Raw genomic sequence first — 26296 nt, 5'->3', positions numbered from 1 at the left:
CCTCTCTAGCTGTAAAAGCTCTGCGCCAGCGAACCGACCAGCAATTGCCAGCCATCCACCAGTACAAACAGCATCAGTTTAAAGGGCAGAGCAATGGTGGCAGGGGGGACCATCATCATCCCCAATGCCATCAGCACGCTGGCAATCACCAGGTCGATAATCAAAAAAGGAATGAAAATCGTGAAGCCTATCTGAAATGCGGTTTTCAGCTCGCTGGTCACGTAGGCCGGGAGCAAAATGCGCATTGGCACGGCTTCAGGTCCCTGCAACGGGCCGGTATTCGCCAGTCTGGCAAACAACCCTAAATCTGCCTCGCGGGTCTGACGCAGCATAAACTCACGCAGCGGCTGCGCCCCTTTTTCCAGCGCCTCCTGCATTGAGATTTTCTCTTCGCTGAACGGCTGGTATGCATCGACATAAATTTTGTCGATCACCGGCGACATTATAAAAAAGGTCAAAAACAGTGCCAGCCCCAGCAATACCTGGTTGGGTGGTGCGGAGGGCGTGCCCAGCGCGTTTCGCAATAATCCAAAAACAATGATGATACGGGTGAAACTGGTCATCATCAGTAAAATCGCTGGAATAAACGTCAACGAGGTGATGAACACCAGCGTCTGCACCGGGAGGGACCAACTTTGTCCACCGCCAGGCAGCGGCTGACTGGTGATACCCGGCAGTTGTGCGAAGGCGAGAGGGGTAACCAGCCAGAGAAGAACAGGTGCGACAGACAACAAACGACGCATCAGGATCTCCTGCTACGCTTAAGCAAGTTTTTCATGACCGACTGAAAATCGGTCTGCGGTATCTCTTCCGTTGGCGCAGAAGGGGGAAGTTTATGCAGCAGATTGATTTGCCCTGCGGTAACGCCGAGCACTAGGCGTGCATCTTCCACATCGACCACCACGACCCTTTCACGCGCGCCCAGCGAAGCACTGGCGCTAATTTTCAGACCGTTAACGCCAGTTCGTTTGGGGGCAAATCCCAGCCGTTTTACCAGCCAGGCAGCAGCGAGGATCAGGGCAATAATGGCGATCAGTGCGCCGCTCACCTGCAGCAGCGGTGCAGCAGAAACCGGCGCGGACGGTTGCACAGTAGCGTGGTTATTCATCGCTAACGGCTCAGGCGGCGCATTCGCTCAGACGGAGTAATGATATCGGTGATCCGCACGCCATATTTATCGGCAACGACCACCACTTCGCCCTGGGCGATTAAATAACCGTTGATCAGAATATCCAGTGGTTCGCCTGCCAGGCCGTCCAGCGCTACGACTGACCCTTGTGTCAGGCGCAACAGCTCTTTGATGGTCATCCGCGTGCGGCCCAGTTCGACGGTCAGTTTAACCGGAATATCCATAATCAGGTCGATATCCTGCAACGTTCCGCTGACATCACCGCCGCCAAATTGCTGGAATACCGCGTCTGCAGCGCTTTTACTGCTGGTTGATTTTTGTTCGCTCAACGCTTCAGCCCACAGATCGTCCATTGCGCCGTTGTTATCATCGGCCGGATTATTCAAGTCACTCATTTGGGCTGTTCCTCGTTCAGAGAATTCAAAATCGGGTTAATCAAATGTTCAATCCGTAACGCATACTGGCCGTTGAGAGTGCCGTACTGGCTGGTCAGCACCGGAACGCCGTCAACATGGGCGATGATGCGATCGGGTTTTTCTATCGGCAGGACGTCGCCGGGTTTCAGTTTTAAAATCTGCGACAGACGCAGCGATATATCGGCAAAGTTAGCGACCAGCTCCAGCTGTGAGTGCTGCACCTGACGCACCAGGTTATCGCGCCAGTTCTGATCTTCATTTCGTGAGTTTTCCAGCGGCGGGTTAACCAACAATTCCCGTAGCGGCTCGATCATGCTGAATGGCAGACAGATATTAAATTCGCCGGTCAGGTTGCCAATCTCCACATGGAACGGTGTGTTAACCACGATGTCGTTCGGCGAGGTGGTGATATTGGTAAATTTCACCTGCATTTCTGAACGCACGTACTCTACATCCAGCGGATTAATTGCTTTCCAGGCGTCGCTATAGCCTTCCAGCGCCAGCTTCAACATACGGTTGATGACGCGCTGTTCAGTATGGGTAAACTCGCGACCTTCCACTTTGGTTGGGAAGCGTCCATCGCCGCCAAACAGGTTATCCACGGCGATAAACACCAGACTCGGCGAGAACACCACCAGCCCTGTGCCGCGTAGCGGTTTCAGGTGGATTAGGTTCAGGTTGGTCGGCACCGGCAGGTTGCGGGCAAATTCATGGTACGGCTGAATGCGGATGGCCCCGACGGTAATGTCCGGGCTACGGCGCAATAGGTTGAACAGCCCCATACGGAAATGGCGGGCAAAACGCTCATTAATGATTTCCAGCGCCTGCAAACGTTCGCGTACAACCCGTCGTTGGGTATTCGGATCGTACGGACGAATGTCACTATCGCTGTTAACACTGGCCGTCGGTTCGTCTTTGACTTCGCTGTCACCATTCAACAGCGCATCAATTTCAGCTTGAGAAAGAATACTATCGCCCATGTCGTTATCGCAGAATAAAAGCGGTATACAGCACGTCGGTGACATCCTGTTTCGGTTGCCCGGCAACAAGCGGGGTGGAAAGTGTGGCTTTAATCTCAGCAATCAGGCTTTTCTTGCCTTCTTCTGTCGCCAGTACGGCAGCATCCTGACGCGAAAACAGTAACAGCAAACGGCTACGGACTTCCGGCAAATACTCACTTAGCCGCGAGCGGGTAGCTTCATCTTTTAGCCGCAGAGTTATGCCGATATAAAGTACGCGATCCGCATCACCCAAATTGACCGTAAAGGTATCCAGCGCATAGAAGACCGGGGAGGGCACGACGCGCTGCTGCGCTTTGTCGTCAGCGGCAACCTGATGCGAATGCCAGTAGCTGTAACCTGCGCTGGCACAGGCCGCGAGGGTAATGAATACCAGAATCGGGATCCAAAGCGATCGCTTGCTTTTCTTGCTTATCGCGTAATCAGTCATGTGTTGCGGTCTTCCTGTGTCGCTACTGCTTATCGGCTAATTATCCTGCGTCTTGAACGCAACAAAGCGGGGAAAAGACGCGGATTACGGTGCTACCTCTGACGTTAGGCGAAAATATCAACGCCACTGTTGTCTGTTACGCGCCCTTGTAAGGAGACGGGAACGGGTAGCGCATCGTCGTCTTCACCCGCCAGAGGTTCATGATTTGCTGTGCGCTGGCTTTGCTGTTGCTGTGAAGCGGCCTGTTGCTGACCACTAAAGCTTTCGCCACTGATGTTGCTTTGCCCTAACTGAATGCCACTTTCTGCCAGCTGCGTACGCAGTACCGGTAGCGCAGCTTCCAGCGCGGCGCGTACGTGCTGATGCGGTGACACCATCTGGATTTGCGCCTGGCTATCATCCACTTTGAGGGAGATTTGTACTTCACCTAAATCCTGCGGGTGCAGACGCAACTCTGCGCTTTGTTGCCCCTGGCGGGTAAACAGCGAAATATGCTGGCTTAATGATTGTTGCCATTCGTGAGAACCCAGCGGCGCACTCAAAACAGGTGCTGCGACGGTGGGCAGCGGCTGTGTCTGGTGCGGAGTGATGAGCGGGCTGACGGCAGCGGTCACCGGCGAAGGTGTGCTGATGACTTCCGCTTTACTCTGGGCTTCTGCTACCAGCGGTGTTACTGGCTGAGCTTGCGCGTCAGGGGCGTCATCGGGCTGTGCGGTTGTGAATTGTGCCGTAGTCAGTTTTGTGTAGAGAGTTGGTTTCTCTGTCGGTAACACGGTTGACGGCGCATCAGCCACTTTGGGCGTATTGTCAAAACCCGGCAACATCGCAAAAAGGGCGCTCAGGCTTGCGGTGACGTCTTCATTCAGATCATCCGCTTTTTCGTCTTTTGTCGTATTTTTGTCAGCCACCGCAGCCAACGTCATCGTCTGAGCGGTGGTTAACGGTGTTGATGTGGATTGTTCGTCGTTGATGACAGGCGGTATTTCATCCTCAGGGATCAGTAAATCCGCTTGTTGCACATCTGAAAGAATATCGCTAACCAGCGGCTCGCCTTTTGTTGTGGGCTTCTCTGTTGCCACCAGCAACTGGGGGGCCGCTTTGTCGGTTGTTGTTTCACCTGCTAATGCTCCGCTCAACAATGCGAGAAAATCTTGTGTAACATCGCTGGCTTTACCGCCGGGCAATATGGCGGTGTCAACGTCAGCGGTAATCAAGGGCGCTAAGCGAATCATTCGGGTTTCCTCATGGTGGCACGTTGGGCGAACTCATCCATCTTTTTCTGATCGAGACGGTTTTCTGCAAGCAGTGCCGCCGTGGATTGCCGTTCCTGCAGTGTCTGCCAGGCTTGCAAACGTTGTTTCTTTTCTCGCCAGCTGTTCAGGGCAATGTCAACTTTCTGCGTCCACTGATTAAGTTGCTGGCGATGCTGAGTAATGGCTTTTTCCAGCGTCTGGATAAACTGCTGATAGTTGATCCAGCGGTTACTGGTCATCCCGGCACTCATATCGCTGTTGAGGTTATTGCGATATTCATTCTGATAATCGATCAGCATTTTGAGTTGTTCCTCTGCCTGCTGGCATCCGCGACGCATTTCACCCAGCAGGCGTGCGGCATCTTCTACCTCTTTTTCTGCCAGATCTTTCAGGGTCGCCAGCGCGCCATGTTCTGCCATCTGCCGTTATCTCCTGCGTTTTCACACTGTCGGGAATATGCGCTCCAGCCCCTGGAGAGACTCTTCCCAGTCCGCGCGTTCAAAAATGCCTTGTTGCAAATAGCCCTCCAGCTGCGGCCACAGAGCGATGGCTTTATCGAGCATTGGATCGCTGCCTTTGGCATACGCGCCGACGCTAACCAGATCGCGGTTACGCTGAAAACTCGACAACAGCTGTTTGAAGGTGCGCACTCGCGCGTAATGTTGCTCGCTGATCAACGCCGTCATTGCACGGCTGATCGACGCTTCAATATCAATCGCCGGATAGTGTCCGGCTTCCGCCAGACGACGAGAAAGAACAATGTGACCGTCGAGGATCGCCCGTGCGGAGTCGGCAATCGGGTCCTGCTGGTCATCGCCTTCGGTGAGCACGGTATAAAACGCCGTAATTGAGCCGCCGCCGCTGATACCGTTACCGGCACGCTCGACCAGCGCCGGTAATTTGGCGAATACCGACGGTGGATAACCTTTGGTGGCAGGCGGTTCGCCAATCGCCAGCGCAATCTCACGCTGGGCCATCGCGTAGCGGGTGAGGGAGTCCATAATCAGCAACACATGCTGACCACGATCGCGAAAATCTTCGGCAATGCGCGTGGCATAGGCGGCACCTTGCATTCGCAGGAGCGGAGAAACATCCGCTGGAGCGGCAATCACCACGGAGCGTGCACGCCCTTCGGCACCGAGGATATTCTCAATAAAATCTTTTACTTCGCGCCCACGTTCACCAATCAAACCCACGACAATGACATCGGCGCGGGTGTAACGTGCCATCATCCCCAGCAGCACACTTTTACCGACACCAGAACCAGCAAATAGCCCCATACGCTGCCCGCGCCCAACGGTAAGCAGGGCATTGATTGGGCGCACGCCCGTGTCCAGCACATGTTCAATCGGTGTACGTTGCAAAGGGTTAAAAGGCGGGGTGATCAGCGCACCTGTTTCGGTCGTATCGGGGGAGGGAAGGCCATCAAGCGGTTTACCGCTGCCGTCCAGTACGCGACCTAACAACGCCGGACCGAGTGGCAACTGCTTGCCGCTTTGCAGCCCTTCAGCCGAAATGTGTTTGGCATAAACGCGCGCGCCGGGCAGGACACCTTCCACTTCTTCCAGCGGCATTAAAAACAGCCGTTGACCGTTAAAGCCAACCACTTCGCTTTCTACTTCATGCGTTTCCGACCCGTTCTGGCGCTCAATCACACAGGTTGCGCCGAGCGGCAATTGTAATCCGGTAGCCTCCAGCACCAGCCCGGTGGCGCGGGTTAATCGCCCGTAGCGACGTACCGCAGGCAACTGCGCCATTTTGGCTTCGAAGTTATCCAGCGTGGTTAGCCAGCGAGTCAGGCGCGTGGTCATTACACCACTCCTGGTGCTGCCAGACGGCAGAGTTCTTGCCAGCGAGTAGCGACGCTGGCATCGAGATCGCCTTCATCGGCGGAGACTTTGCAGCCGCCTGGATGGAGCGTGGGATCGCCCCGTAAGCGCCAGCCATGCAAACTTAAGGTTGCGCCCAGCATATCATCAACACGTTGCAGATCATCCGGGTGCACGCGCAGTTGCGGTTTGCCACTGAATAACGGTTCTTGCTGCAATAACTGTTGGATCTGTTTGATCAGCGCCGAGTTGTCCACCGTTGGCGTTTGACCGATGACCTGGCGCGCCGCCTCCAGCGCCATCTGCATCAGGCGCGAAGCAATCACACTATCAAGTGCATCAAGGGTAGTTTGAAATTCGCTGACCAGTTGCTGCATCCGGGCATGAATTGGCGCTTGCTGGGATTTTGCCTGTGCCAGCCCTTGTTCCAGCCCCTGGGCCAGACCTTCCTGATAGCCCTGTTCGTGACCTTGCTGACGACCTTCGGCAATCCCCGCCTGATAACCTTGCTCATGGGCCTGCATTTGCAGTTGTGCCAGTTGCTGCTCAAGGCTGGGTTCAGTCTCTTCAATGATGGTTTCTTCTGGCTCGTCCATTGGCACAAACTCTGCCTGTGGTGGCGCGAGATCGTCTGGCGTCCAGGTTTTCCACGGCAAATTATCAGACATAGGTATCCTCGCCGCTACCAATCACCATCTCGCCAGTTTCGGCAAGGCGGCGCACAATCAGCAGAATCGCTTTCTGTTCGTTTTCCACCTGCGACAGACGCACCGGACCACGGTTGGCGAGATCGTCGCGCAGAATATCGGCGGCACGCTGCGACATATTGCGCAGGAACTTCTCGCGCAGTGGTTGCTCGGCCCCTTTCAGCGCGATCAACAGCGATTCGGAATCCACTTCCTGCAACAGACGCTGGATGCTGCGATCGTCGACATCCACCAGATTTTCGAACAGGAACATCTCGTCGATAATTTTTTGTGCCAGCTCGCCGTCGAATTCACGCACGGCGGTAATAACGGCTTCTTCCTGCTGCGTTTTCATCAGGTTGATAATTTCGGCTGCCGTTCTCACGCCGCCCATTTTGCTGCGCTTGAGATTCTGACCGTCGAGCAAGCCATTCAGTACTTCGGTCAGTTCCGCCAGCGCGGCTGGCTGCACGCCGCCAAAGGTGGCGATACGCAACATCACGTCGTGGCGCAGACGTTCATCGAACAACGCCAGAATATCGGCGGCTTGCGCACGCTTCAGATGCACCAGAATGGTGGCGATAATCTGCGGATGCTCATCGCGAATCAGATCGGCGGCGCTCTGCGGCTCCATAAAGTTGAGCGTTTCAATACCGCTGGCGGTATCGCGGGTTTCGAGAATATCTTCCAGTAGGCTGGCGGCACGTTCTTCACCGAGGGCTTTGACCAGCACCGAACGCAGATAATCGTTGGCGTTGATATTCAGTGCGGCGAACTGTTCAGCTTCTTGCTCAAACTCCGCCAGCACATCGGTTAGCTGCTTGTTGGAGATCTGCGTGACGTTCGCCATTGCTGCACTCAGGGTTTGCACTTCGCGCTGGGAGAGGTGCTTGAACACCTCTGCCGCCCGGTCTTCGCCAATGGTCATCAGCAGGATGACGCTTTTATCGGTGCCTGTCAGGTTACTCATGATCGTTATTTATCCACTGGCGAATGACCAGCGCCACCACGCGCGGATCGTTATCAGACATTTCACGGATACGCTGGCTCATGACCTCTGCCCCCAGACGTTGGTTCGCGCGTCGTTGTTGGAGTTGTTCATCTTTGCTCAGGCGGACTTCCACCGCATCTTCCACTTCCTCGCGGGCCTGCGCCTGTTGCTGCACAGCTTTCATCGCCTCAGCGCGACGAGTTAGCTGTGGACGTACCGCTTTACGCCACAGTAGCCACGCCACCAGCAGTACCAGCAACCAGCGTCCGGCGCTCAGCAACTGATCGATAAATACCTGTTGTTGCCAGAACGGCAGTTCTCCACCGCTTTCGTCGCTGCTATTGAACGGCGAGTTAACGACATTGAGCGAGTCACCGCGTTTTTCAGAAAAGCCCATCGCCTCGCGGGTCAGATCTTCAATTTGCTTCATCTGTTCGTTGCTGAGAGGCAACGGTTTGCCATCTGGCAAGGTTTTGTAATTCACCACTACCGCGACTGACAGACGTTGCACATCGCCCACGTTCATTTTGGTATGACGAATGGTGCGATCGACCTCGTAGTTACTAGTTTCATTACGTTGTGTGCTACGCGGCCCACTATTGCTGGTTGTGCTTGCCTGCTGCTGGCGATTATTTTGATTTGCCGGAGGCGTGCTGATCGGCGCGTTATTTGCGGGTGCTGGTTGATTCGACAACGCACCCGGTACGCCGCCTGGATAACCGGAACCGCTTTGCTCGCTCTCATTAAGCTGGCGTGAGCGGAGCGCCGCCTGAGATTTATCACCGTTAGGGCGATACTGCTCTTCGGTTTGCTCCTTACTGGCGAAGTCCAGTTGCGCCGTAACCTGGGCGTGAATATTGCCGTTGCCGACAATAGGCGACAGGATCGCTTCAATACGCCGCTGAATTCGGCCTTCGACATCACTGGCATATTTCAACTGAGCATCATTAAGATCGCGCCCGCTGGTGTTGGACTGGGTTAACAGATGTCCGCCCTGATCCACCAACGTGACGTTCCCCGGAGGCAGACCAGCCACCGCGCTGGAAACCAGATGCACAATGGCGCTAATTTGCCCTTCATCGAGTGCGCGGCCGGGTAACAGATTTACCGTCACCGATGCAGAAGGGGATTTTTGCTCACGGACAAATAAAGAGGGTTTCGGCAATGCCAAATGGACACGCGCCCCTTTTACCGGGCCGATAGTTTCGATGGTACGAGAAAGCTCGCCTTCCAGCGCCCGCTGATAATTCACCTGTTCGCTGAACTGGCTAATGCCAAACTTTTCCTGATCGAGCAGTTCGAAACCGACCGCGCCGCCTTTGGGCAAACCTTGTTGCGCCAGGCGCAGACGCAGTTCGTGAACTTTTTCTGCCGGAACTTCAATCGCGCCGCTGGCTTCGCTAAAGCGGTAAGGAATATTCATTTGCGTCAGTTGGCTGACGATTGCGCCACCATCCTGATCGGACAGATTGCTGAATAATGTGCGGTAGTCGGGGGCTTTCGCCCACAGGATCAGTGCGACCATGACCGCCACTGCCGCGGAACCGGCAACAATCAATGGAATTTTCGGATTCGCACGCAGGCGATTAAGCCACTCAAGAGATTTTGTCTGGGCTGCAGTCGCATTCATCGCGCACCTCGTGGCTGATTATGGACGGCGTTATTGGCAAAGTGGAACAAGACTCACTCCCGGGTCAGCAAACTCGAAAAATTGACGCTTCCATTATTTGTGCTTTCGTTTTTTTCTATCCGCCAATAAACCCGTTTTTTTGTTGCTATTTAGCGCCTTTGTCTTATTGACTTACTGGTAGGCTTTGCTACCAGAAATTATCCGGGAGATGAAAATGTCAGCGATACAGGGGATTGAAGGGGTTATCAGCCAGTTACAGGCTACGGCGATGAGTGCGCGTGCGCAGGAATCACTACCGCAACCGACCATTAGTTTTGCCGGGCAGCTGCATGCCGCGCTCGATCGCATAAGCGATACACAAACCGCCGCCCGCACGCAGGCAGAAAAATTCACCCTCGGCGAACCCGGCGTGGCGTTAAACGATGTGATGACCGATATGCAAAAAGCCTCAGTTTCAATGCAAATGGGGATTCAGGTGCGTAATAAGCTGGTGGCGGCGTATCAGGAAGTGATGAGCATGCAGGTGTAAGTTGTGTAACCTGTTGTTGATTACATCCGATCTCACCGCGTGGGGCATGGATGGGGTAAACTCACTCGTTTTCTGGTTTGAAATGGATACCTGATCCTGAAAGTTTTCTGCCATCCACGATCTGTAAACGCGATAACATGTTTTGTCTTCGCTTTGCTCATAGGAAGAGTGAACTCTTTTGTTAGCCTGGGGTTCCTTCTGATCATTATTGTTCCTGCCTTTATCTCTTGCCACGCCAGAGCCCCCTGGATACACATACACCAGGATGAAAACGGTGAGTTGTGTTCAAACTGTAGTACAATTCTCTCCAGTATGAACAGGAAAGAATATGCTATGAACCCTTATATTTATCTTGGTGGCGCAATACTTGCAGAGGTCATTGGTACAACCTTAATGAAGTTTTCAGAGGGGTTTACACGGTTATGGCCCTCTGTTGGCACAATTATTTGTTATTGTGCATCATTCTGGTTATTAGCTCAGACGCTGGCTTATATACCTACAGGGATTGCTTATGCTATTTGGTCAGGAGTCGGTATCGTTCTGATTAGTTTGCTTTCCTGGGGATTTTTTAGCCAACGACTGGACCTGCCAGCCATCATAGGCATGATGTTGATTTGTGCCGGTGTGTTAGTCATTAACTTGTTGTCACGAAGTGCACCGCATTAAAAAATAATTATCCTTGAGACAACAGGAATGTAATTTGTGCATATTATGGCTAATGCTGAGGGCAACTTTATAATTATGATTGTATTTGCACGATCATTGCGCCTTTATGCATAATGAGAGCAAGGCACATCAAATAAAATAACGATAGGTCACAACAAAGAGGTTTTTATGAAAAAGCTTATCGTTTCAAGTGTATTGGCATTCATAACATTTTCTGCGCAGGCCGCAGCATTTCAGGTCACTAGTAATGAAATAAAAACAGGAGAGCAACTTACAACGTCTCATGTATTTTCTGGATTTGGGTGTGAGGGGGGTAATACATCGCCCTCATTAACCTGGTCTGGTGCTCCAGAAGGCACCAAAAGCTTTGCCGTAACTGTGTATGATCCAGATGCGCCTACAGGCAGTGGATGGTGGCACTGGACTGTTGCTAATATTCCAGCAACGGTAACATATTTGCCCGCTGATGCAGGAAGACGTGATGGTACAAAACTTCCGACTGGTGCTGTCCAGGGCCGAAATGATTTTGGCTATGCAGGATTTGGTGGAGCATGTCCTCCCAAAGGAGATAAACCCCATCATTACCAGTTTAAAGTATGGGCTCTAAAAACTGATAAGATTCCTGTGGATTCTAATTCCAGCGGAGCGTTAGTTGGTTATATGCTTAATGCCAATAAAATTGCAACCGCTGAGATAACACCAGTTTATGAGGTAAAGTAGGGTAAGAGTATGCTGGCAAAAGATAGGACTAACCTAAAGATTGAAGAAATACGGATGCATAAACATCATGAGATTCACAGGGTTAAGCCTCTTATGCCAGCTTTATGTCGTATCCGTCAGGGAAAAAAAGTTATCAATTGGGAAACGCATAGTCTAACTGTTGATAATAATCAGATAATTTTATTTCCCTGTGGATATGAATTTTATATTGCGAATTACCCAGAAGCAGGTCTTTATCTTGCAGAAATGCTTTATTATCCCATTGATCTAATTGAAAAGTTCCAAAATCTTTATGCGATAACCGATCAAATTCGTAACACGACAGGTTTCTGCTTACCTCAGAATCCCGAGTTAATATATTGTTGGGAGCAACTAAAAACATCTGTTTCCCGAGGCTTCTCAACGCAAATTCAGGAACACTTAGCAATGGGCGTTCTACTTTCATTAGGAGCACATCATGTTAATTGTTTACTTTTATCAGATAGTAAACAATCATTAATAAGTCGTTGTTATAACCTAATGCTATCCGAACCTGGAACAAAATGGACAGCAAACAAGGTAGCGAGATATCTCTACATTTCTGTTTCCACATTGCATCGCCGTCTGGCAAGCGAGGGAGTAAGTTTTCAAAGTATATTGGACGACGTGAGGTTAAATAATGCGTTGTCTGCTATACAAACGACAGTAAAACCTATCAGCGAGATTGCCAGGGAAAATGGTTACAAGTGTCCTTCTCGTTTTACTGAAAGGTTCCATAATCGTTTTAAGATAACACCAAGAGAGCTAAGAAAAGCGTCCAGAGAGTAAAAGTATTTTATGAAGGAGCAACAGCATCGATTTTTATTTTGGAAAATAAATACGGCATACTCAACCTATTGGAGCCTGAACAATCCGGTGACTTCTGCGCTAATCGGGGACGTTTATAAGCACATATAATTGATACTATCTTCCTCCATCACAATTTCAGAAATGCACGTGTGATTTTTTTGCATCCGGCGTTTGGACTATGTGGAGTTCAAGAGTGGGAAAGTTACAAGAGGTTGAGGGGATAATTAAAGGGATGCTTATGACATTAGATATCCGGATAGGTACGGTTATCGTTGTTATTAAATCTAGTTTATACGTTAAGATGCAGCTACAGCAGAAATTGCCACTGTTAATTTTTTCATCGTGAGCCCTTTTATTTGAACTATTATTTAAAAATGATGTCACTGCACTACAAATACTCATCTAATCAATGAGATTATTTCAAGATGTAAGTTTTAGTTTCTCATTTAAATTGTGAAGTAGATCCCTATTTTTATCTGAACTGTTTCTATTGCGCACAATGCATGACTATTTTGTGAACGAATATAAATTTGGTAGTCAAATTATATTAAAGGTTGTTATTTATGATTGACTCATAATTTATTTATTTAATTTAAATGGCCTAAAAATAACCATGGAGATTATTTGCATGATATTTGTTTAGATTTATTAATGTAATTGAGGTGATTTTATTTAATACGCAATATAGCGCCGCTTGATATTAGTTCTATTTTTTTTGCGTAAGATAGATGAGACAAACTGAGACGCATAATGGTTTGCAAGCAAGGCTCTAATACTTTGATGTTGAGGATGTGATGGGGCATGTACGGGGCATAGTACAATGATGTCCATGCAGGTGTAGATAATCTCCAGGCTTATCCAGTGCGCTGTAAAACCCCGTCCTTCAGGGTGGGGATATAAGGCTCGGTTTTTCACCTAACCAGGTGTTTGCTGTTGTTCAATGTATTGGCGGATGACGGATATTGGCGCACCTCCGCAGCTACTGGCAAAATAGCCGGGACTCCACAAAACGCCTTTGTAGTAATACCTGACTGCAATATCTGGTCGATCTAGTCGCAGTAATCTACTCGATACGCCTTTGAGGCTGTTTACCAGACTGGATATCGCCAGTTTGGGAGGATAGTTAATTAACAAATGGACGTGATCTGGTTCGCCATCCATTTCAACCAGTTCTGAACCGCCCCGGAAATCCTGGAGACTAAACTCCCTGAGAAAGAGGTAAACAGGATGACTAAAAATACTCGTTTTTCCCCCGAAGTCCGTCAGCGGGCGATTCGTATGGTTCTGGAAAGTCAGGATGAATATGACTCACAGTGGGCGGCAATTTGTTCCATTGCCCCAAAGATTGGCTGTACGCCGGAGACTCTGCGTGTCTGGGTTCGCCAGCATGAGCGGGATACCGGGGGCGGTGATGGTGGGCTCACCAGCGCTGAACGTCAGCGTCTGAAAGAGCTGGAACGTGAAAATCGTGAACTGCGCCGCAGTAACGATATCCTTCGCCAGGCTTCCGCTTATTTTGCGAAGGCGGAGTTCGACCGCCTCTGGAAAAAATGATGCCACTGCTGGATAAGCTGCGTGAGCAGTACGGGGTCGGACCGGTATGCAGCGAACTGCATATTGCCCCGTCAACGTATTACCATTGTCAGCAACAGCGACATCATCCGGATAAACGCAGTGCCCGTGCGCAGCACGATGACTGGCTGAAGAGAGAGATACAGCGCGTATACGATGAAAATCATCAGGTGTACGGTGTGCGTAAAGTCTGGCGTCAGTTGTTACGGGAAGGAATCAGGGTGGCCAGATGTACAGTGGCGCGCCTCATGGCGGTTATGGGACTTGCCGGTGTTCTCCGGGGTAAAAAGGTCCGCACTACCGTCAGCCGGAAAACCGTTGCCACAGGTGACCGCGTAAACCGTCAGTTCGTGGCAGAACGTCCTGACCAGCTGTGGGTGGCTGATTTTACTTACGTCAGCACATGGCAGGGCTTCGTCTATGTGGCGTTTATCATTGATGTGTTTGCCGGATACATCGTGGGGTGGCGGGTCTCATCGTCTATGGAAACGACATTCGTGCTGGATGCGCTGGAGCAGGCGTTGTGGGCCCGTCGTCCGTCTGGCACCATCCATCACAGCGATAAAGGCTCTCAGTATGTGTCACTGGCCTATACGGAGCGACTAAAAGAAGCCGGATTACTGGCATCAACAGGGAGTACAGGCGACTCGTATGACAACGCGATGGCTGAGAGCATCAATGGTCTTTACAAAGCGGAGGTAATACACCGTAAGAGCTGGAAAAACCGTGCAGAAGTGGAACTGGCCACACTAACGTGGGTGGACTGGTATAACAATCGACGATTGCTGGGAAGGCTGGGCCATACTCCTCCGGCAGAAGCAGAAAAAGCTTATTATGCTTCCATCGGAAACAATGATCTGGCAGCCTGAGTTCACAGATAAAACACTCTCCAGGAAACCCGGGGCGGTTCATTCAGCTTCAAAATCAGCACATACATTTGAAAAGTAAGTGCGTAGTTTTTCTGTCGCGTCATGGTCAAAAATCTGACGTCGGTATCTGGTGACAAAGACCCGGTGAACATGCATCAGAAAAACACAGTGCCTTCCACGCCGGATATCGGTTTCTTTTTTCACAGACCAAAGTATCATTTGGCCTGTGAAACGACTACAAGCATTTAAATTCCAGTTAAGACCAGGTGGTCAACAGGAGCGTGAAATGAGGCGCTTCGCAGGCGCATGTCGTTTCGTTTTCAATCGTGCTCTGGCGCTTCAGAATGAGAATCATGAGGCCGGCAATAAATACATCCCTTACGGGAAAATGGCTTCCTGGTTGGTTGAGTGGAAAAACGCCACTGAAACGCAATGGCTTAAAGATTCGCCCTCACAGCCATTGCAACAGTCACTGAAAGACCTTGAGCGGGCTTACAAAAACTTCTTCCAGAAGCGGGCTGCTTTTCCCCGATTCAAAAAGCGTGGACAGAATGATGCATTCCACTACTCGCAGGGCGTTAAGCTCGATCAGGAAAACAGCCGTATTTTTCTGCCGAAACTGGGCTGGATGCGCTACCGGAATAGCCGTCAGGTCACGGGTGTTGTGAAAAATGTCACTGTCAGCCAGTCCTGCGGTAAGTGGTACATCAGTATTCAGACAGAAAGTGAAGTATCAACTCCGGTTCACCCTTCAGCATCAATGGTCGGGCTGGATGCTGGCGTGGCTAAACTCGCCACGCTGTCAGATGGCACAGTCTTTGGGTCTGTAAACAGTTTTCAGAAAAACCAGAAGACTCTGGCGAGACTTCAGCGACAGTTAAGCCGCAAGGTCAAATTCAGCAACAACTGGCAGAAGCAGAAACGCAAAATACAGCGACTGCGTTCCTGTATCGCAAATATCCGCAGGGACTACCTTCACAAAGTCACAACGACCGTCAGCAAAAACCACGCAATGATAGTCATTGAGGATTTGAAGGTCAGCAACATGTCAAAGTCAGCAGCGGGTACGGTCAGCCAGCCGGGGCGCAATGTCCGGGCAAAATCAGGTTTAAACCGTTCGATACTGGATCAGGGCTGGTATGAAATGCGCCGTCAGCTTGAGTACAAGCAGCTCTGGAGTGGCGGTCAGGTGCTTGCTGTTCCGCCAGCGTACACAAGCCAGCGTTGCGCGTGCTGTGGTCATACAGCGAAAGAAAATCGCCTGTCACAAAGTAAATTCAGATGCCAGGTATGTGGATATACAGCGAACGCCGATGTAAATGGCGCTCGTAACATTTTAGCGGCGGGGCACGCCGTTCTTGCCTGTGGAGAGATGGTGCCGTCAGGCCGCTCGTTGAAGCAGGAACCCACCGAAATGATTCAGGCGACAGCCTGAACGTAGCAGGGATCCACGTCCTTCAGGGCGTGGAGGATGTCAACAAACAGGTTGAATTAACTCCGCGCCCTGGTTTTTGACATTACCCACCGCGCGCGATACCGGGTGCCAGGTGAACTGGTTTGCTGGAACACATCCCCTGGCTGCGATTTCAGATGCTTCTTTACCACCAATATCTTGCCGCATCCATTCCCGCGCAGCTTCTGGCGACAGTACCAGCGGGCGGCGGTCATGAATATCCACCAGACCCTGGTCTGCCGCCGCAGTGACAATCAAAAAACCTTCGGCCTCGTCACCGCGCTCAAACGGTGTGCTACCTATCGCGGCTATAAAAACAGGTTGTCCATCAGCGCGATAGATAAAATAAGGCTGTTTTTTGTCGCCTTCTTTTTTCCACTCAAACCAGCCATCGGCAAAACAGATTGCCCGACCATGTTGCCAGAGCGGTTTAAACATACGACTGGTTGCCGCAGTTTCTACGCGGGCGTTAATCAGCGGCGATTTATCCCACCATCCGGGAGAATATCCCCAGACAACGGGATCGAGATGAAGGTGTTCATCACGTTCACTGAGCAGAAGAACTTTGGTTCCCGGCGCGACGTTGTATCTGCCAATGGGTTCGGGATCGTAGGGAATATCGCGTTCAATATCTTCCGCGAGAAGCGCAAGGTAATCTTCACGCGTTTGGGATTGGGCAAAGCGTCCACACATAGCAACCTCCTGAGATCACCCTGAAAAGAATAGGAGAGGGGGCGGGTAAAATCTATATGATACAGAGACAACGATGTTCCCGCTGTGGGACACAGCGGGAAGGAGGGATTATTTCTGAATTAAATAACGAATGGTCGGCCCGTCTTGCTGAATATCCAGCACCGTATAGCCGTGATTACGCGCATCCAGTGGAATATTATTGATCGACTGCGGACAGTCGCTCACCACTTCCAGGATCTCACCTTTTTTTAATTGCGGCATCGCCTCAAGGGTTGCAACTGCCGGATAAGGGCAGGGTTCACCCACCATATCAAGGCGGTAATCAGGAACGATATTTTTCATGCGATCTCCTTAGCTGTCTGCGGTGCCGCATGGCGGAAGAAGCGTTTTTCCCAGCCGATAATCAACATCAGCGCAGCAAACAGCAGCAAATATGTCACCAGCAGGCCACCCATCGGGCCAAAGGTTTTCAGGAGGTTGATTTTGTCCCAGTCGGTGGCCAGCGCCGGAGCGAAATCATCCCAGTAATACGCCAGAATCGTTGAGCCGATCACATTGCCCAGACCGACCCACCAGTAGTGCACCTGGCCTTCTACCGCGCGGTACATCCAGCCGGTTTCGCAGCCGCCTGCCAGCACGATGCCAAATCCAAACAGCAAACCACCAATTACCGCGTTTGGTCCTGCCCACATGATTTTGGGTTCAACGCCTAACTGTACGTAACTTAAGATCCCGATGGCACTTACCGCCATACCGATAATGATTGCTTTCGCCATGTGGGTACGTCCGGTGATCCACATATCGCGGAACGCCGAAGTAAAGCAGATTTGCGCACGTTCAATCAGTAAACCAAAGCCGACGCCAAACAGCATTGCCAGCCCCAGTTTTGGTTGGTTCATCGCCGTCAGCAGCGCCCAGCCCAGCATGCCGAAAAAGACCAGCATCCCGAGACGAAAACGACGCCGCGCCTGATCCGGTTTTTGCGTCAGCGGTGAGGCAGCAGAAACTTTCTGCATTTTCACGGGAATACGGAAGATGGGCAGCAGGGTAAAGCGCGCGCCAAACCATGAACCGATGGCAGTGGCGATGGCAAAGAACCAGGCATGCAGCGAGAACTGAGGAATGCCGGTAAAGAACGCCGCCAGGTTACAGCCCATTGCCAGACGCGCGCCAAAACCGGCGATAATGCCGCCAATGATGGCCTGCATAATGCGGATACGGCTGCGCGGCATGCGTAGTTTGACATTGTTGGCCCACAGCGCTGCAGCAAAGCAGCCGCCAAACATACCGAGGATCATCATGCCGTCGATGCGGGTTAATGGCGATCCTTCCAGATGGATAATTTTAAAATAACCCCACTCTTCAGCATGGACGCCGAACAGCTGCAGGAGCTGACCGCCCCAACGGGTAAATTCACCCGTGACAGCCCAAAAGGTGCCAGTGATGCCAAAGTAGTAAGTGGAGAGAATACCCGCCGCGATGACCGCAGGGATGGGTGCCCAGAATTTAATCAACCAGGCGTGTTTGAATTGCTGCCATGACATGTATGTAGCCTCTGAACTCAGAAGGTTTGAAATAAGAGTCGCGAATCATACATCAAGCAAATTTATTTTCGGGGTAATAATTCACAAAAATAATAGTTAGATCAAATTTCTCTCTGAACCTGGAAAGGCTGGCGACATCAGGGCTTTAATGCCACAATCCTCTTTTCTTCTCATGCAGGACGAATGATGAAAAAACTCGCAATTGCAGGCGCGCTCATGTTGCTGGCGGGCTGTGCCGAAGTCGAAAACTATAACAATGTCGTTAAAACCCCCGCGCCGGACTGGCTGGCGGGCTACTGGCAGACCAAAGGGCCGCAACGTGCGCTGGTCAGTCCGGAAGCGATAGGCAGCCTGATTGTCACTAAAGAGGGCGATACCCTCGATTGCCGTCAGTGGCAGCGGGTGATTGCCGTGCCGGGTAAGTTGACATTGATGTCTGATGATCTCACTAACGTTACCGTAAAACGTGAGCTGTATGAGGTTGAGCGTGACGGTAACACCATTGAGTACGATGGTATGACAATGGAGCGTGTGGATCGCCCGACGGCAGAGTGTGCCGCCGCGCTGGATAAAGCGCCGTTACCGACGCCACTGCCGTAATGAAATCTCCCCGGCTTGCCGCCGGGGATGAATTTAAATCACCTCTTCGATAACCCACACGCTGACGCTGCCGCCGTTGCAAAAGAAGGTCGCTTCGCCGTTTTCGTCGGTCACTACGCTCTCTTGCCGGTTCCCCAGAAAATCACGCCAGGTTTTATTGCCGTAATTCTCTCCCAGATGAATGGTTTTTTCGCCATCATCTCCGTTCGACATGACCACCACGCAGCCGGGATATTCGTCGGTGCCACTGCGGCTAAAGGCAATGCAGTTCGGATGGTCGAAAAATAACGTCTGTACACCGTGGGCGAAACGCTGACGGGCGAGAATTAACTCATCAAGTTGTTCGATTATTGGCATATCTATCGGATAGGTTTGCCCGTCACCACCGACATCTTCGTAATGCGCGCCATAGAGGTCAGGATAGAACACCGAAGGAACGCCATTTTCCCGCAACAAAATTAGGGCGTACGCCAGCGGTTTAAACCACGGTTCGACCGGCGCTTCGAGGGCTTGCAACGGTTGGGTGTCGTGGTTGGCAACGAGGGTTACGGCGTGAAAAGGATCGGCTTCCACAAGCGTCCCAGTGAAAATCTGCGTCATGTCGTAGTCGCGTCCCATGCGCGATGCTTCATGGAATTTCATCTGCAGCGGCGCATCGAACAGCATGGTTTTGCCTTCCACCTGATCAATATACGTTTGCAGCTTATCAACTTCATGCGACCAGTATTCCGCCACAATAAACAGCGGCTTTGGCGCAACTTCCTGTACGTGTTCGATCCACTCTTTATAAAACCACGCCGGAATATGTTTGACCGCATCAAGACGAAAACCGTCGCATTGCGTTTGTTCCATCACCCAGCGCGCCCAGTATTTAATCTCTTCCGTCACGGCATGATTGCGAAAATCGATATTCTCGCCCATCAGGTAATCGAAATTACCGAGTTCATCATCAACCTGATCGTTCCAGCCTTCGCCGGTGTAGTCGTTAACAATTTTAAAAATGCCATCTTCATCAGGATTTTCGATATGGTCGATACCGCTAAAACATTTGAAATCCCAGATAAACTGTGAGTATTGCCCGGCACGGGCGGGGAAGGTGTAACGCGTCCAGCCTTCGCATTCAATGATTTCTTCATCAATTTGCGTACGGTCGTCAGCATTAACGCGCTGCACGCGAATAGCTTCTTTTTCATCCGCGCCCATTTTGTGATTGACTACCACGTCCAGCAGCACCGCAATGTCATTACGTTTCAGGGCGTCAATGGCGGCCAGCAGTTGTGCTTTATCGCCATATTTAGTAGGGATGCTGCCTTTCTGATCAAACTCGCCTAAATCAAATAAATCATAGGAGTCGTAGCCGACCGAATACCCGCCCGATGCGCCTTTATAGGCGGGCGGCAACCAGACCATATTGATACCAATATCATTAAAACCGTCGGCGCGCTCGGCCAGTTCAGGCCAGAGCTTACCGCCTTCCGGGTAATACCAGTGAAAACATTGTAACAGCGTGGGATTACGCATTCTTCGACTCCATTCAAGGGGAACATTAGAAGCGTAGCCGTAATCGGATTATTCGCGAGCCATCGGCTCGTTAAGATTCAAAAGAGGTTATCCTGCGGAGCCAGCACAAAGCCGCCCTGATCGCCATAGGCACTTAACACCGATTTTTGCACTGATGACTGACCGACCAGTTTCGCCAGTTCATCCATCCGAATCTGCAATAACTGCTTTACCCTGCTTTCGTTGTCGAGAATCAGGCGCAGCATCGGGCGGAGTTGCTCCTGCATCGTGGTGGACGGATCAATCTCTTCAGTCAGATGTGCAATCTCCTGCACCGCATTCACATACGCCATTTCGCTGGCGATGAGTTCGTCCCATTGTTCTTCCGTTGCCAGGCGTAACATGAGCTGGCTTTTTTCGACGAGTTGTTGCCAGGCGAAATACAAATGCGGTGCATGGTTCATCAGACTGGGTCCTGAATCAAAGAAGGGGAGAGTAAAGACTCTTTCCAGGCATCGGCAATATTGCGCATTAATGCTTCCACTTCTTCGACTGCGGAGACATCGTTGCGTAAATTGGCTTGCAGCAAGCGCCTGACCATATAGCTATAAAGAGCAATCAAGTTTTGGGTTAGTTCGTCTTTGCTCTCTTCATCAAGACTCACCCGAAGTCCGTTCTCAATGATGTTGATCGCTTTTGACAAAGAGACGCCTTTGCCTTGCTGATTGTTGTCCTGCATAAACAGGCGCGCTCTAACCAGTGCGCTCAGCACTCCATCAAATAGCATGGTGACCAGCTGCTGCTGGCTGGCGCTCATTACGGCGCTTTCGACGCCAATTTGTGCATAGGCCTGGGTGCCTTTTGCCGCGTACATGACCTGTCTCCCGATAAATAATGATTACTTGGAATTACTGTTGTTTTCGAACTGCTGCGTTAAGTAGCTGCTGGTGCTATTTAACGAGGTCATTAAAACGTCCAGTTGGGTAAATTGTTCTTTGTAGCGAGCGACCTGCGCATCAATGCGATCGCTGGCGGCGTTGTAGTCTTTAGTTAACTTATTCAGGGTCTTACTAACGCCATCGGTAGCGGCTTTAATAATGCCCGTTGTCGAAAGCCAACTGGTCAGGTTGCTGCCGATGGTGGTCGTGATGCCGGTTTTTTTACCATCGCCAACAATCAATGCACCTACGCCGCTGGCATCTTTTTTCAATGCAGCGGTGAGTTTGTCGGCATCCAGTTCCAGTTTGCCATCGCTGGGATCGGTCGTGATACCAATCTGCGCCAACGTTTTATAGTTGGAAGAACTAACGGTATTACTCAGCATCGATTTCAACTGCGTCTGAATCGTCCGCAACGTGGAGTCGCCGAGCAGTGCGCCATTGCTAGAACTCTGGCTATCAGCCCCCGCATCTACGGCGGTGTATTTGGTCAGGCTGCTGAAGGTATCTATTAGCGAGTTATAGGCATTCACCCAGTCTTTAATTGCCGTTTGCGCTTTGGAGGTGTCCTGAGTGATGGTTAGCGTCTGGTTGCCCGTGGTGACATCGTTCAGGTTCAGGGTGATGTTTTCCAGCGCGTCGCTGATGGTGTTGCTGCTGTTCTCAATGGCGACGTTGTTGACCGTCAGCTGCGCATTCTGGGCGGCGACCGAGACCTCCATGCCGTTGCTGCTGGCACTGGCGTCATAGCCCATAAAACTTTGTAGCGCATCATCACCGCTAACCGAGAGCGTCATCGCATTGTCAAGGCCGGTGTCATTTGATGTGACTGACAGACGATATTCACCGTTACCCACGTTAATGATGCTCGCACTTACGCCCGCTTTTGCGTTGTTGATGGCATCACGGATCCCGCTTAACGATGAGTTAGCCGCGCTGATATCAATGGTAATCGGATCTTTGTCGCCACCTTGTTGAATGGTGAGTTTACTGTCGCTGGTGGCGATCGCCGTTTTCGTATCGTCTCTGGTGGTGCGCGTTGTCAGGGTTTGCGCCTGCGCCAGATGGGTGACGCTGATGGTGTATTTCCCGGCGATGGCGTTACCCGCGGTGGTGGCACTGAACGCGGTGGTGCTGCTGGTAGTGCTGGTGGCGGAAAAAAGATCGGCTTTAGACAATGCAGTATTGGCGGTCTGGAAAGTCGTCAACGCGCTTTTCAGCGTACCGTAGGCGCTAAGTTTAGCGGTAAACGACGATTGCTGATTTGAAATAGGGGTTAGCGTCGCTTTTTGCGCGGCGGTGAGGCTATCGAGGATTGAACTTAAATCCAGACCTGACCCGACTCCCAGCGATGAAATACTTGCCATGCGATTTCCTTTTATCTTTCGACACGTAAAACGAATACCGGGTTTATCGGCCTGAATTGCGCAAAGTTTACGTTTAATTGTTTTTTTTAATAGCGGGAATAAGGGGCAGAGAAAAGAGTATTTCGGCGACTAACAAAAAATGGCTGTTTGTGAAAAAAATTCTAAAGGTTGTTTTACGACAGACGATAACAGGGTTGACGGCGATTGAGCCGACGGGTGGAAACCCAATACGTAATCAACGACTTGCAATATAGGATAACGAATCATGGCACAAGTCATTAATACCAACAGCCTCTCGCTGATCACTCAAAATAATATCAACAAGAACCAGTCTGCGCTGTCGAGTTCTATCGAGCGTCTGTCTTCTGGCTTGCGTATCAACAGCGCGAAGGATGACGCAGCGGGTCAGGCGATTGCTAACCGCTTCACTTCTAACATTAAAGGCCTGACTCAGGCCGCACGTAACGCTAACGACGGTATCTCCGTTGCGCAGACCACTGAAGGCGCGCTGTCCGAAATCAACAACAACTTACAGCGTATTCGTGAACTGACGGTTCAGGCCACTACAGGGACTAACTCCGATTCTGACCTGGACTCCATCCAGGACGAAATCAAATCCCGTCTCGACGAAATTGACCGCGTATCCGGCCAGACCCAGTTCAACGGCGTGAACGTACTGGCAAAAGACGGTTCGATGAAAATTCAGGTTGGTGCGAATGACGGCCAGACTATCACTATTGATCTGAAGAAAATTGACTCTGATACGCTGGGGCTGAATGGGTTTAACGTTAACGGCAAAGGTACTATTGCGAACAAAGCTGCTACAGTCAGCGATCTGACCGCTGCTGGTGCAACGGGAACAGGTCCTTATGCTGTGACCACAAACAATACAGCTCTCAGCGCTAGCGATGCACTGTCTCGCCTGAAAACCGGAGATACAGTTACTACTACTGGCTCGAGTGCTGCGACCTATACTTATGATGCGGCTAAAGGGAACTTCACCACTCAAGCAACAGTTGCAGATGGTGATGTTGTTAACTTTGCAAATACTCTGAAACCAGCGGCTGGCACTACTGCATCAGGTGTTTATACTCGTAGTACTGGTGATGTGAAGTTTGATGTAGATGCTAATGGCGATGTGACCATCGGTGGTAAAGCCGCGTACCTGGACGCCACTGGTAACCTATCTACAAACAACGCCGGCATTGCATCTTCAGCGAAATTGTCCGATCTGTTTGCTAGCGGTAGTACTTTAGCGACAACTGGTTCTATCCAGCTGTCTGGCACAACTTATAACTTTGGTGCTGCGGCAACTTCTGGCGTTACCTACACCAAAACGGTAAGTGCTGATACTGTTCTGAGCACAGTACAGAGTGCTGCAACGGCTAACACAGCAGTTACTGGTGCGACAATTAAGTATAATACAGGTATTCAGTCTGCAACTGCGTCTTTCGGTGGTGCGAATACTAATGGTGCTGGTAATTCGAATGACACCTATACTGATGCAGACAAAGAGCTCACCACAACCGCATCTTACACTATCAACTACAACGTCGATAAGGATACCGGTACAGTAACTGTAGCTTCAAATGGCGCAGGTGCAACTGGTAAATTTGCAGCTACTGTTGGGGCACAGGCTTATGTTAACTCTACAGGTAAACTGACCACTGAAACCACCAGTGCAGGCACTGCAACCAAAGATCCTCTGGCTGCCCTGGACGACGCTATCAGCTCCATCGACAAATTCCGTTCATCCCTGGGTGCTATCCAGAACCGTCTGGATTCTGCGGTGACTAACCTGAACAACACCACTACCAACCTGTCTGAAGCGCAGTCCCGTATTCAGGACGCCGACTATGCGACCGAAGTGTCCAACATGTCGAAAGCGCAGATCATCCAGCAGGCCGGTAACTCCGTGCTGGCAAAAGCTAACCAGGTACCGCAGCAGGTTCTGTCTCTGCTGCAGGGTTAATCGTCGTAACCTGATTAACTGAGACTGACGGCAACGCCAAATTGCCTGATGCGCTGCGCTTATCAGGCCTACAAGGTGAATTGCAATTTATTGAATTTGCACATTTTTGTAGGCCGGATAAGGCGTTTACGCCGCATCCGGCAACATGAATGGTAATTTGCCAGCAACGTGCTTCCCCGCCACCGGCGGGGTTTTTTCTGTCCGCAATTTACCGGTAACCCCCAAATAACCCCTCATTTCACCCACTAATCGTCCGATTAAAAACCCTGCAGAAACGGATAATCATGCCGATAACTCATATAACGCAGGGCTGTTTATCGTGAATTCACTCTATACCGCTGAAGGTGTAATGGATAAACACTCGCTGTGGCAGCGTTATGTCCCGCTGGTGCGTCACGAAGCATTGCGCCTGCAGGTTCGACTGCCCGCGAGCGTGGAACTTGACGATCTGCTACAGGCGGGCGGCATTGGGTTACTTAATGCCGTCGAACGCTATGACGCCCTACAAGGAACGGCATTTACAACTTACGCAGTGCAGCGTATCCGTGGCGCTATGCTGGATGAACTTCGCAGCCGTGACTGGGTGCCGCGCAGCGTGCGACGCAACGCGCGTGAAGTGGCACAGGCAATAGGGCAACTGGAGCAGGAACTTGGCCGCAACGCCACGGAAACTGAGGTAGCGGAACGTTTAGGGATCGATATTGCCGACTATCGCCAAATGTTGCTCGACACCAATAACAGCCAGCTCTTCTCCTACGATGAGTGGCGCGAAGAGCACGGCGATAGTATCGAACTGGTTACTGATGATCATCAGCGAGAAAACCCGCTACAACAACTGCTGGACAGTAATCTGCGCCAGCGGGTGATGGAAGCTATCGAAACGTTGCCGGAGCGCGAAAAACTGGTATTAACCCTCTATTACCAGGAAGAGCTGAATCTCAAAGAGATTGGTGCGGTGCTGGAGGTCGGGGAATCGCGGGTCAGTCAGTTACATAGTCAGGCCATTAAACGGTTACGCACTAAACTGGGTAAGTTATAACGTCAGTAAATGCCGCACTTTAATTTTGACTACCGGGAGTTCTTAATGATGGTGCAGCACCTGAAAAGACGGCCATTAAGCCGCTATCTTAAAGACTTTAAACACAGCCAGACCCATTGCGCGCATTGCCGTAAATTACTCGATCGCATTACCCTCGTTCGCGACGGCAAAATAGTGAATAAAATCGAGATTTCCCGCCTGGACACGCTGCTTGATGAAAATGGCTGGCAAGTGGAACAAAAATCATGGGCGGCATTGTGCCGATTCTGCGGTGATTTACATTGCAAAACACAGAGTGATTTTTTCGATATTATCGGCTTTAAGCAATTTCTTTTTGAGCAAACTGAAATGAGCCCAGGTACGGTGCGTGAATATGTCGTTCGTCTGCGCCGTTTGGGTAATCATCTTCACGAGCAAAATATTTCCCTCGATCAGCTGCAGGACGGTTTCCTTGATGAAATCCTCGCCCCGTGGCTGCCCACTACCAGCACCAACAATTACCGCATTGCGTTACGGAAGTATCAACACTATCAGCGTCAAACGTGTACCGGACTTGTGCAGAAATCCACCAGCCTGCCTGCTTCTGATATATATTAAATAAGAATAAGATGTAGCGGAGTTGT

28 protein-coding genes, 2 pseudogenes and 1 other annotated feature are annotated in these 26296 nt (G+C 50.9%); of the genes and pseudogenes, 10 read left to right on the top strand and 20 right to left on the bottom strand.

The genetic code is table 11. The features are described 5' to 3' along the window. Positions 1 to 5 precede the first annotated feature (5 nt). From fliP to fliF, 11 genes are all read right to left on the bottom strand, one after another. Positions 6 to 743: a flagellar type III secretion system pore protein FliP gene (gene fliP, locus QUF14_RS12010; RefSeq protein WP_001253450.1), complete on the bottom strand. Its 738-nt coding sequence runs from the start codon at positions 741 to 743 to the stop codon at positions 6 to 8. Next, positions 743 to 1108 (bottom strand): flagellar biosynthetic protein FliO, encoded by a 366-nt coding sequence (gene fliO / locus QUF14_RS12005; protein WP_001059108.1) that lies wholly within the window; start codon positions 1106 to 1108, stop codon positions 743 to 745. The genes fliP and fliO overlap by 1 nt, the downstream gene beginning before the upstream one ends. A 2-nt stretch (positions 1109 to 1110) precedes the next feature. Further along, the gene (gene fliN / locus QUF14_RS12000; RefSeq protein WP_001281692.1) at positions 1111 to 1524 is read right to left on the bottom strand and encodes a flagellar motor switch protein FliN; all 414 of its coding nucleotides are present in this window, start codon (positions 1522 to 1524) and stop codon (positions 1111 to 1113) included. Next, the gene (gene fliM, locus QUF14_RS11995) at positions 1521 to 2525 is read right to left on the bottom strand and encodes a flagellar motor switch protein FliM (protein WP_024212254.1); all 1005 of its coding nucleotides are present in this window, start codon (positions 2523 to 2525) and stop codon (positions 1521 to 1523) included. Before fliM ends, fliN begins: the two co-directional genes overlap by 4 nt. Before the next feature lie 4 nt (positions 2526 to 2529). Next, positions 2530 to 2994 carry a flagellar basal body-associated protein FliL gene (fliL, locus tag QUF14_RS11990; RefSeq protein ID WP_000133109.1) on the bottom strand — a complete coding sequence of 155 codons (465 nt, stop codon included), beginning with the start codon at positions 2992 to 2994 and terminating at the stop codon, positions 2530 to 2532. A 104-nt stretch (positions 2995 to 3098) separates the two neighbouring features. After that, positions 3099 to 4226 carry a flagellar hook-length control protein FliK gene (locus tag QUF14_RS11985; RefSeq protein WP_000620048.1) on the bottom strand — a complete coding sequence of 376 codons (1128 nt, stop codon included), beginning with the start codon at positions 4224 to 4226 and terminating at the stop codon, positions 3099 to 3101. Next, the gene (fliJ, locus tag QUF14_RS11980) at positions 4223 to 4666 is read right to left on the bottom strand and encodes a flagellar export protein FliJ (protein ID WP_000807585.1); all 444 of its coding nucleotides are present in this window, start codon (positions 4664 to 4666) and stop codon (positions 4223 to 4225) included. Before fliJ ends, QUF14_RS11985 begins: the two co-directional genes overlap by 4 nt. A gap of 21 nt (positions 4667 to 4687) precedes the next feature. Further along, complete coding sequence (gene fliI / locus QUF14_RS11975) at positions 4688 to 6058, bottom strand: flagellar protein export ATPase FliI (protein ID WP_000213273.1); 1371 nt, start codon at positions 6056 to 6058, stop codon at positions 4688 to 4690. Next, positions 6058 to 6744, bottom strand: coding sequence for a flagellar assembly protein FliH (gene fliH, locus QUF14_RS11970; protein ID WP_001282688.1), 687 nt, complete (start codon positions 6742 to 6744; stop codon positions 6058 to 6060). The genes fliI and fliH overlap by 1 nt, the downstream gene beginning before the upstream one ends. After that, positions 6737 to 7732 carry a flagellar motor switch protein FliG gene (gene fliG / locus QUF14_RS11965; RefSeq protein WP_000067950.1) on the bottom strand — a complete coding sequence of 332 codons (996 nt, stop codon included), beginning with the start codon at positions 7730 to 7732 and terminating at the stop codon, positions 6737 to 6739. The genes fliH and fliG overlap by 8 nt, the downstream gene beginning before the upstream one ends. Next, on the bottom strand, positions 7725 to 9383 hold the full coding sequence (gene fliF, locus QUF14_RS11960; protein ID WP_000994448.1) for a flagellar basal-body MS-ring/collar protein FliF: 1659 nt from the start codon (positions 9381 to 9383) through the stop codon (positions 7725 to 7727). The genes fliG and fliF overlap by 8 nt, the downstream gene beginning before the upstream one ends. 214 nt (positions 9384 to 9597) lie before the next feature. On the opposite strand from fliF, the gene fliE reads away from it, so the two are divergent. The 4 genes from fliE to QUF14_RS11940 all read left to right on the top strand — a co-directional run bounded on the left by fliE (position 9598) and on the right by QUF14_RS11940 (position 12105). After that, the gene (gene fliE / locus QUF14_RS11955; protein ID WP_001274299.1) at positions 9598 to 9912 is read left to right on the top strand and encodes a flagellar hook-basal body complex protein FliE; all 315 of its coding nucleotides are present in this window, start codon (positions 9598 to 9600) and stop codon (positions 9910 to 9912) included. 333 nt (positions 9913 to 10245) lie between these two features. Next, on the top strand, positions 10246 to 10578 hold the full coding sequence (emrE, locus tag QUF14_RS11950; RefSeq protein ID WP_001070447.1) for a multidrug efflux SMR transporter EmrE: 333 nt from the start codon (positions 10246 to 10248) through the stop codon (positions 10576 to 10578). A 168-nt stretch (positions 10579 to 10746) separates the two neighbouring features. Then, on the top strand, positions 10747 to 11298 hold the full coding sequence (gene ybcL / locus QUF14_RS11945) for a Raf kinase inhibitor-like protein YbcL (protein ID WP_001353134.1): 552 nt from the start codon (positions 10747 to 10749) through the stop codon (positions 11296 to 11298). A 9-nt stretch (positions 11299 to 11307) separates the two neighbouring features. Further along, complete coding sequence (locus tag QUF14_RS11940; RefSeq protein ID WP_000879837.1) at positions 11308 to 12105, top strand: helix-turn-helix transcriptional regulator; 798 nt, start codon at positions 11308 to 11310, stop codon at positions 12103 to 12105. A 942-nt stretch (positions 12106 to 13047) separates the two neighbouring features. On the opposite strand, the pseudogene tnpA reads toward QUF14_RS11940, so the two are convergent. Further along, positions 13048 to 13302: pseudogene (gene tnpA / locus QUF14_RS11935) on the bottom strand (IS200/IS605 family transposase); the annotation flags it as partial. A 51-nt stretch (positions 13303 to 13353) separates the two neighbouring features. Here tnpA and QUF14_RS11930 point away from each other — a divergent pair. After that, positions 13354 to 14567, top strand: a protein-coding gene (locus tag QUF14_RS11930) for an IS3 family transposase (RefSeq protein ID WP_371829233.1) whose coding sequence is annotated in 2 segments (ribosomal slippage) — positions 13354 to 13642 and positions 13642 to 14567 — 1215 coding nt in all. Because the reading frame shifts where the segments join, the coding sequence is not laid out codon by codon here. After that, positions 13635 to 13751 (top strand) — a sequence feature (AL1L pseudoknot). It overlaps the preceding gene by 117 nt. A 42-nt stretch (positions 14568 to 14609) precedes the next feature. Here the strand turns inward: QUF14_RS11930 and QUF14_RS11925 are convergent. After that, positions 14610 to 14786: pseudogene (locus QUF14_RS11925) on the bottom strand (transposase); the annotation flags it as partial. A 7-nt stretch (positions 14787 to 14793) separates the two neighbouring features. Between QUF14_RS11925 and QUF14_RS11920 the strand changes: the two are divergent. Continuing rightward, positions 14794 to 16002, top strand: a complete 1209-nt coding sequence (locus tag QUF14_RS11920) for an RNA-guided endonuclease InsQ/TnpB family protein (RefSeq protein WP_000826443.1) — start codon at positions 14794 to 14796, stop codon at positions 16000 to 16002. Between the two features lie 39 nt (positions 16003 to 16041). Here the strand turns inward: QUF14_RS11920 and QUF14_RS11915 are convergent, their stop codons facing one another. The 3 genes from QUF14_RS11915 to yedE all read right to left on the bottom strand — a co-directional run bounded on the left by QUF14_RS11915 (position 16042) and on the right by yedE (position 18257). Continuing rightward, a complete protein-coding gene (locus tag QUF14_RS11915) occupies positions 16042 to 16713 on the bottom strand; it encodes an SOS response-associated peptidase (protein WP_000334624.1) in 672 nt (223 codons plus the stop codon). A gap of 108 nt (positions 16714 to 16821) precedes the next feature. Beyond that, positions 16822 to 17055, bottom strand: coding sequence for a sulfurtransferase-like selenium metabolism protein YedF (gene yedF, locus QUF14_RS11910; protein WP_000790504.1), 234 nt, complete (start codon positions 17053 to 17055; stop codon positions 16822 to 16824). Further along, positions 17052 to 18257 carry a selenium metabolism membrane protein YedE/FdhT gene (yedE, locus tag QUF14_RS11905; RefSeq protein WP_000118905.1) on the bottom strand — a complete coding sequence of 402 codons (1206 nt, stop codon included), beginning with the start codon at positions 18255 to 18257 and terminating at the stop codon, positions 17052 to 17054. The genes yedF and yedE overlap by 4 nt, the downstream gene beginning before the upstream one ends. A gap of 186 nt (positions 18258 to 18443) precedes the next feature. Here yedE and yedD point away from each other — a divergent pair, with 186 nt between their 5' ends. Continuing rightward, the gene (yedD, locus tag QUF14_RS11900) at positions 18444 to 18857 is read left to right on the top strand and encodes a lipoprotein YedD (protein WP_001295642.1); all 414 of its coding nucleotides are present in this window, start codon (positions 18444 to 18446) and stop codon (positions 18855 to 18857) included. A 33-nt stretch (positions 18858 to 18890) separates the two neighbouring features. Here the strand turns inward: yedD and amyA are convergent, their stop codons facing one another. From amyA to fliD, 4 genes are all read right to left on the bottom strand, one after another. After that, on the bottom strand, positions 18891 to 20378 hold the full coding sequence (amyA, locus tag QUF14_RS11895; RefSeq protein WP_001245699.1) for an alpha-amylase: 1488 nt from the start codon (positions 20376 to 20378) through the stop codon (positions 18891 to 18893). Positions 20379 to 20455: 77 nt separating this feature from the next. Continuing rightward, positions 20456 to 20821 carry a flagella biosynthesis regulatory protein FliT gene (gene fliT / locus QUF14_RS11890; protein WP_001015026.1) on the bottom strand — a complete coding sequence of 122 codons (366 nt, stop codon included), beginning with the start codon at positions 20819 to 20821 and terminating at the stop codon, positions 20456 to 20458. Continuing rightward, positions 20821 to 21231 (bottom strand): flagellar export chaperone FliS, encoded by a 411-nt coding sequence (gene fliS, locus QUF14_RS11885; RefSeq protein WP_000270663.1) that lies wholly within the window; start codon positions 21229 to 21231, stop codon positions 20821 to 20823. Before fliS ends, fliT begins: the two co-directional genes overlap by 1 nt. A gap of 24 nt (positions 21232 to 21255) precedes the next feature. Further along, positions 21256 to 22662, bottom strand: coding sequence for a flagellar filament capping protein FliD (gene fliD, locus QUF14_RS11880; protein ID WP_000146781.1), 1407 nt, complete (start codon positions 22660 to 22662; stop codon positions 21256 to 21258). A gap of 265 nt (positions 22663 to 22927) precedes the next feature. Here fliD and QUF14_RS11875 point away from each other — a divergent pair, with 265 nt between their 5' ends. From QUF14_RS11875 to fliZ, 3 genes are all read left to right on the top strand, one after another. Continuing rightward, positions 22928 to 24634 (top strand): FliC/FljB family flagellin, encoded by a 1707-nt coding sequence (locus tag QUF14_RS11875; protein ID WP_000079725.1) that lies wholly within the window; start codon positions 22928 to 22930, stop codon positions 24632 to 24634. Positions 24635 to 24953: 319 nt separating this feature from the next. Next, positions 24954 to 25673 carry an RNA polymerase sigma factor FliA gene (fliA, locus tag QUF14_RS11870; RefSeq protein ID WP_001087467.1) on the top strand — a complete coding sequence of 240 codons (720 nt, stop codon included), beginning with the start codon at positions 24954 to 24956 and terminating at the stop codon, positions 25671 to 25673. A gap of 45 nt (positions 25674 to 25718) precedes the next feature. Beyond that, a complete protein-coding gene (fliZ, locus tag QUF14_RS11865) occupies positions 25719 to 26270 on the top strand; it encodes a flagella biosynthesis regulatory protein FliZ (RefSeq protein ID WP_001354737.1) in 552 nt (183 codons plus the stop codon). Positions 26271 to 26296 lie beyond the last annotated feature (26 nt).

The organism is Escherichia sp. HH091_1A (assembly GCF_030295175.1).
Classification (GTDB): Bacteria; Pseudomonadota; Gammaproteobacteria; order Enterobacterales; family Enterobacteriaceae; genus Escherichia; species Escherichia coli_F.
This window is presented reverse-complemented; position numbering and strand designations above follow the sequence as displayed.

Excerpts from the sequence above, each read along its gene's own strand:
- QUF14_RS11940 (WP_000879837.1), top strand. The coding sequence starts at position 11,308 with ATGCTGGCAAAAGATAGGACTAACCTAAAGATTGAAGAAATACGGATG.
- QUF14_RS11915 (WP_000334624.1), bottom strand. The coding sequence starts at position 16,713 with ATGTGTGGACGCTTTGCCCAATCCCAAACGCGTGAAGATTACCTTGCG.
- yedF (WP_000790504.1), bottom strand. The coding sequence starts at position 17,055 with ATGAAAAATATCGTTCCTGATTACCGCCTTGATATGGTGGGTGAACCC.
- fliT (WP_001015026.1), bottom strand. The coding sequence starts at position 20,821 with ATGAACCATGCACCGCATTTGTATTTCGCCTGGCAACAACTCGTCGAA.
- ybcL (WP_001353134.1), top strand. The coding sequence starts at position 10,747 with ATGAAAAAGCTTATCGTTTCAAGTGTATTGGCATTCATAACATTTTCT.
- yedD (WP_001295642.1), top strand. The coding sequence starts at position 18,444 with ATGAAAAAACTCGCAATTGCAGGCGCGCTCATGTTGCTGGCGGGCTGT.
- yedE (WP_000118905.1), bottom strand. The coding sequence starts at position 18,257 with ATGTCATGGCAGCAATTCAAACACGCCTGGTTGATTAAATTCTGGGCA.
- fliD (WP_000146781.1), bottom strand. The coding sequence starts at position 22,662 with ATGGCAAGTATTTCATCGCTGGGAGTCGGGTCAGGTCTGGATTTAAGT.
- fliI (WP_000213273.1), bottom strand. The coding sequence starts at position 6,058 with ATGACCACGCGCCTGACTCGCTGGCTAACCACGCTGGATAACTTCGAA.
- fliS (WP_000270663.1), bottom strand. The coding sequence starts at position 21,231 with ATGTACGCGGCAAAAGGCACCCAGGCCTATGCACAAATTGGCGTCGAA.
- fliJ (WP_000807585.1), bottom strand. The coding sequence starts at position 4,666 with ATGGCAGAACATGGCGCGCTGGCGACCCTGAAAGATCTGGCAGAAAAA.
- fliF (WP_000994448.1), bottom strand. The coding sequence starts at position 9,383 with ATGAATGCGACTGCAGCCCAGACAAAATCTCTTGAGTGGCTTAATCGC.
- amyA (WP_001245699.1), bottom strand. The coding sequence starts at position 20,378 with ATGCGTAATCCCACGCTGTTACAATGTTTTCACTGGTATTACCCGGAA.
- fliL (WP_000133109.1), bottom strand. The coding sequence starts at position 2,994 with ATGACTGATTACGCGATAAGCAAGAAAAGCAAGCGATCGCTTTGGATC.
- emrE (WP_001070447.1), top strand. The coding sequence starts at position 10,246 with ATGAACCCTTATATTTATCTTGGTGGCGCAATACTTGCAGAGGTCATT.
- fliE (WP_001274299.1), top strand. The coding sequence starts at position 9,598 with ATGTCAGCGATACAGGGGATTGAAGGGGTTATCAGCCAGTTACAGGCT.
- fliO (WP_001059108.1), bottom strand. The coding sequence starts at position 1,108 with ATGAATAACCACGCTACTGTGCAACCGTCCGCGCCGGTTTCTGCTGCA.
- fliH (WP_001282688.1), bottom strand. The coding sequence starts at position 6,744 with ATGTCTGATAATTTGCCGTGGAAAACCTGGACGCCAGACGATCTCGCG.
- fliN (WP_001281692.1), bottom strand. The coding sequence starts at position 1,524 with ATGAGTGACTTGAATAATCCGGCCGATGATAACAACGGCGCAATGGAC.
- fliM (WP_024212254.1), bottom strand. The coding sequence starts at position 2,525 with ATGGGCGATAGTATTCTTTCTCAAGCTGAAATTGATGCGCTGTTGAAT.
- QUF14_RS11985 (WP_000620048.1), bottom strand. The coding sequence starts at position 4,226 with ATGATTCGCTTAGCGCCCTTGATTACCGCTGACGTTGACACCGCCATA.
- QUF14_RS11875 (WP_000079725.1), top strand. The coding sequence starts at position 22,928 with ATGGCACAAGTCATTAATACCAACAGCCTCTCGCTGATCACTCAAAAT.
- fliZ (WP_001354737.1), top strand. The coding sequence starts at position 25,719 with ATGATGGTGCAGCACCTGAAAAGACGGCCATTAAGCCGCTATCTTAAA.
- fliP (WP_001253450.1), bottom strand. The coding sequence starts at position 743 with ATGCGTCGTTTGTTGTCTGTCGCACCTGTTCTTCTCTGGCTGGTTACC.
- fliG (WP_000067950.1), bottom strand. The coding sequence starts at position 7,732 with ATGAGTAACCTGACAGGCACCGATAAAAGCGTCATCCTGCTGATGACC.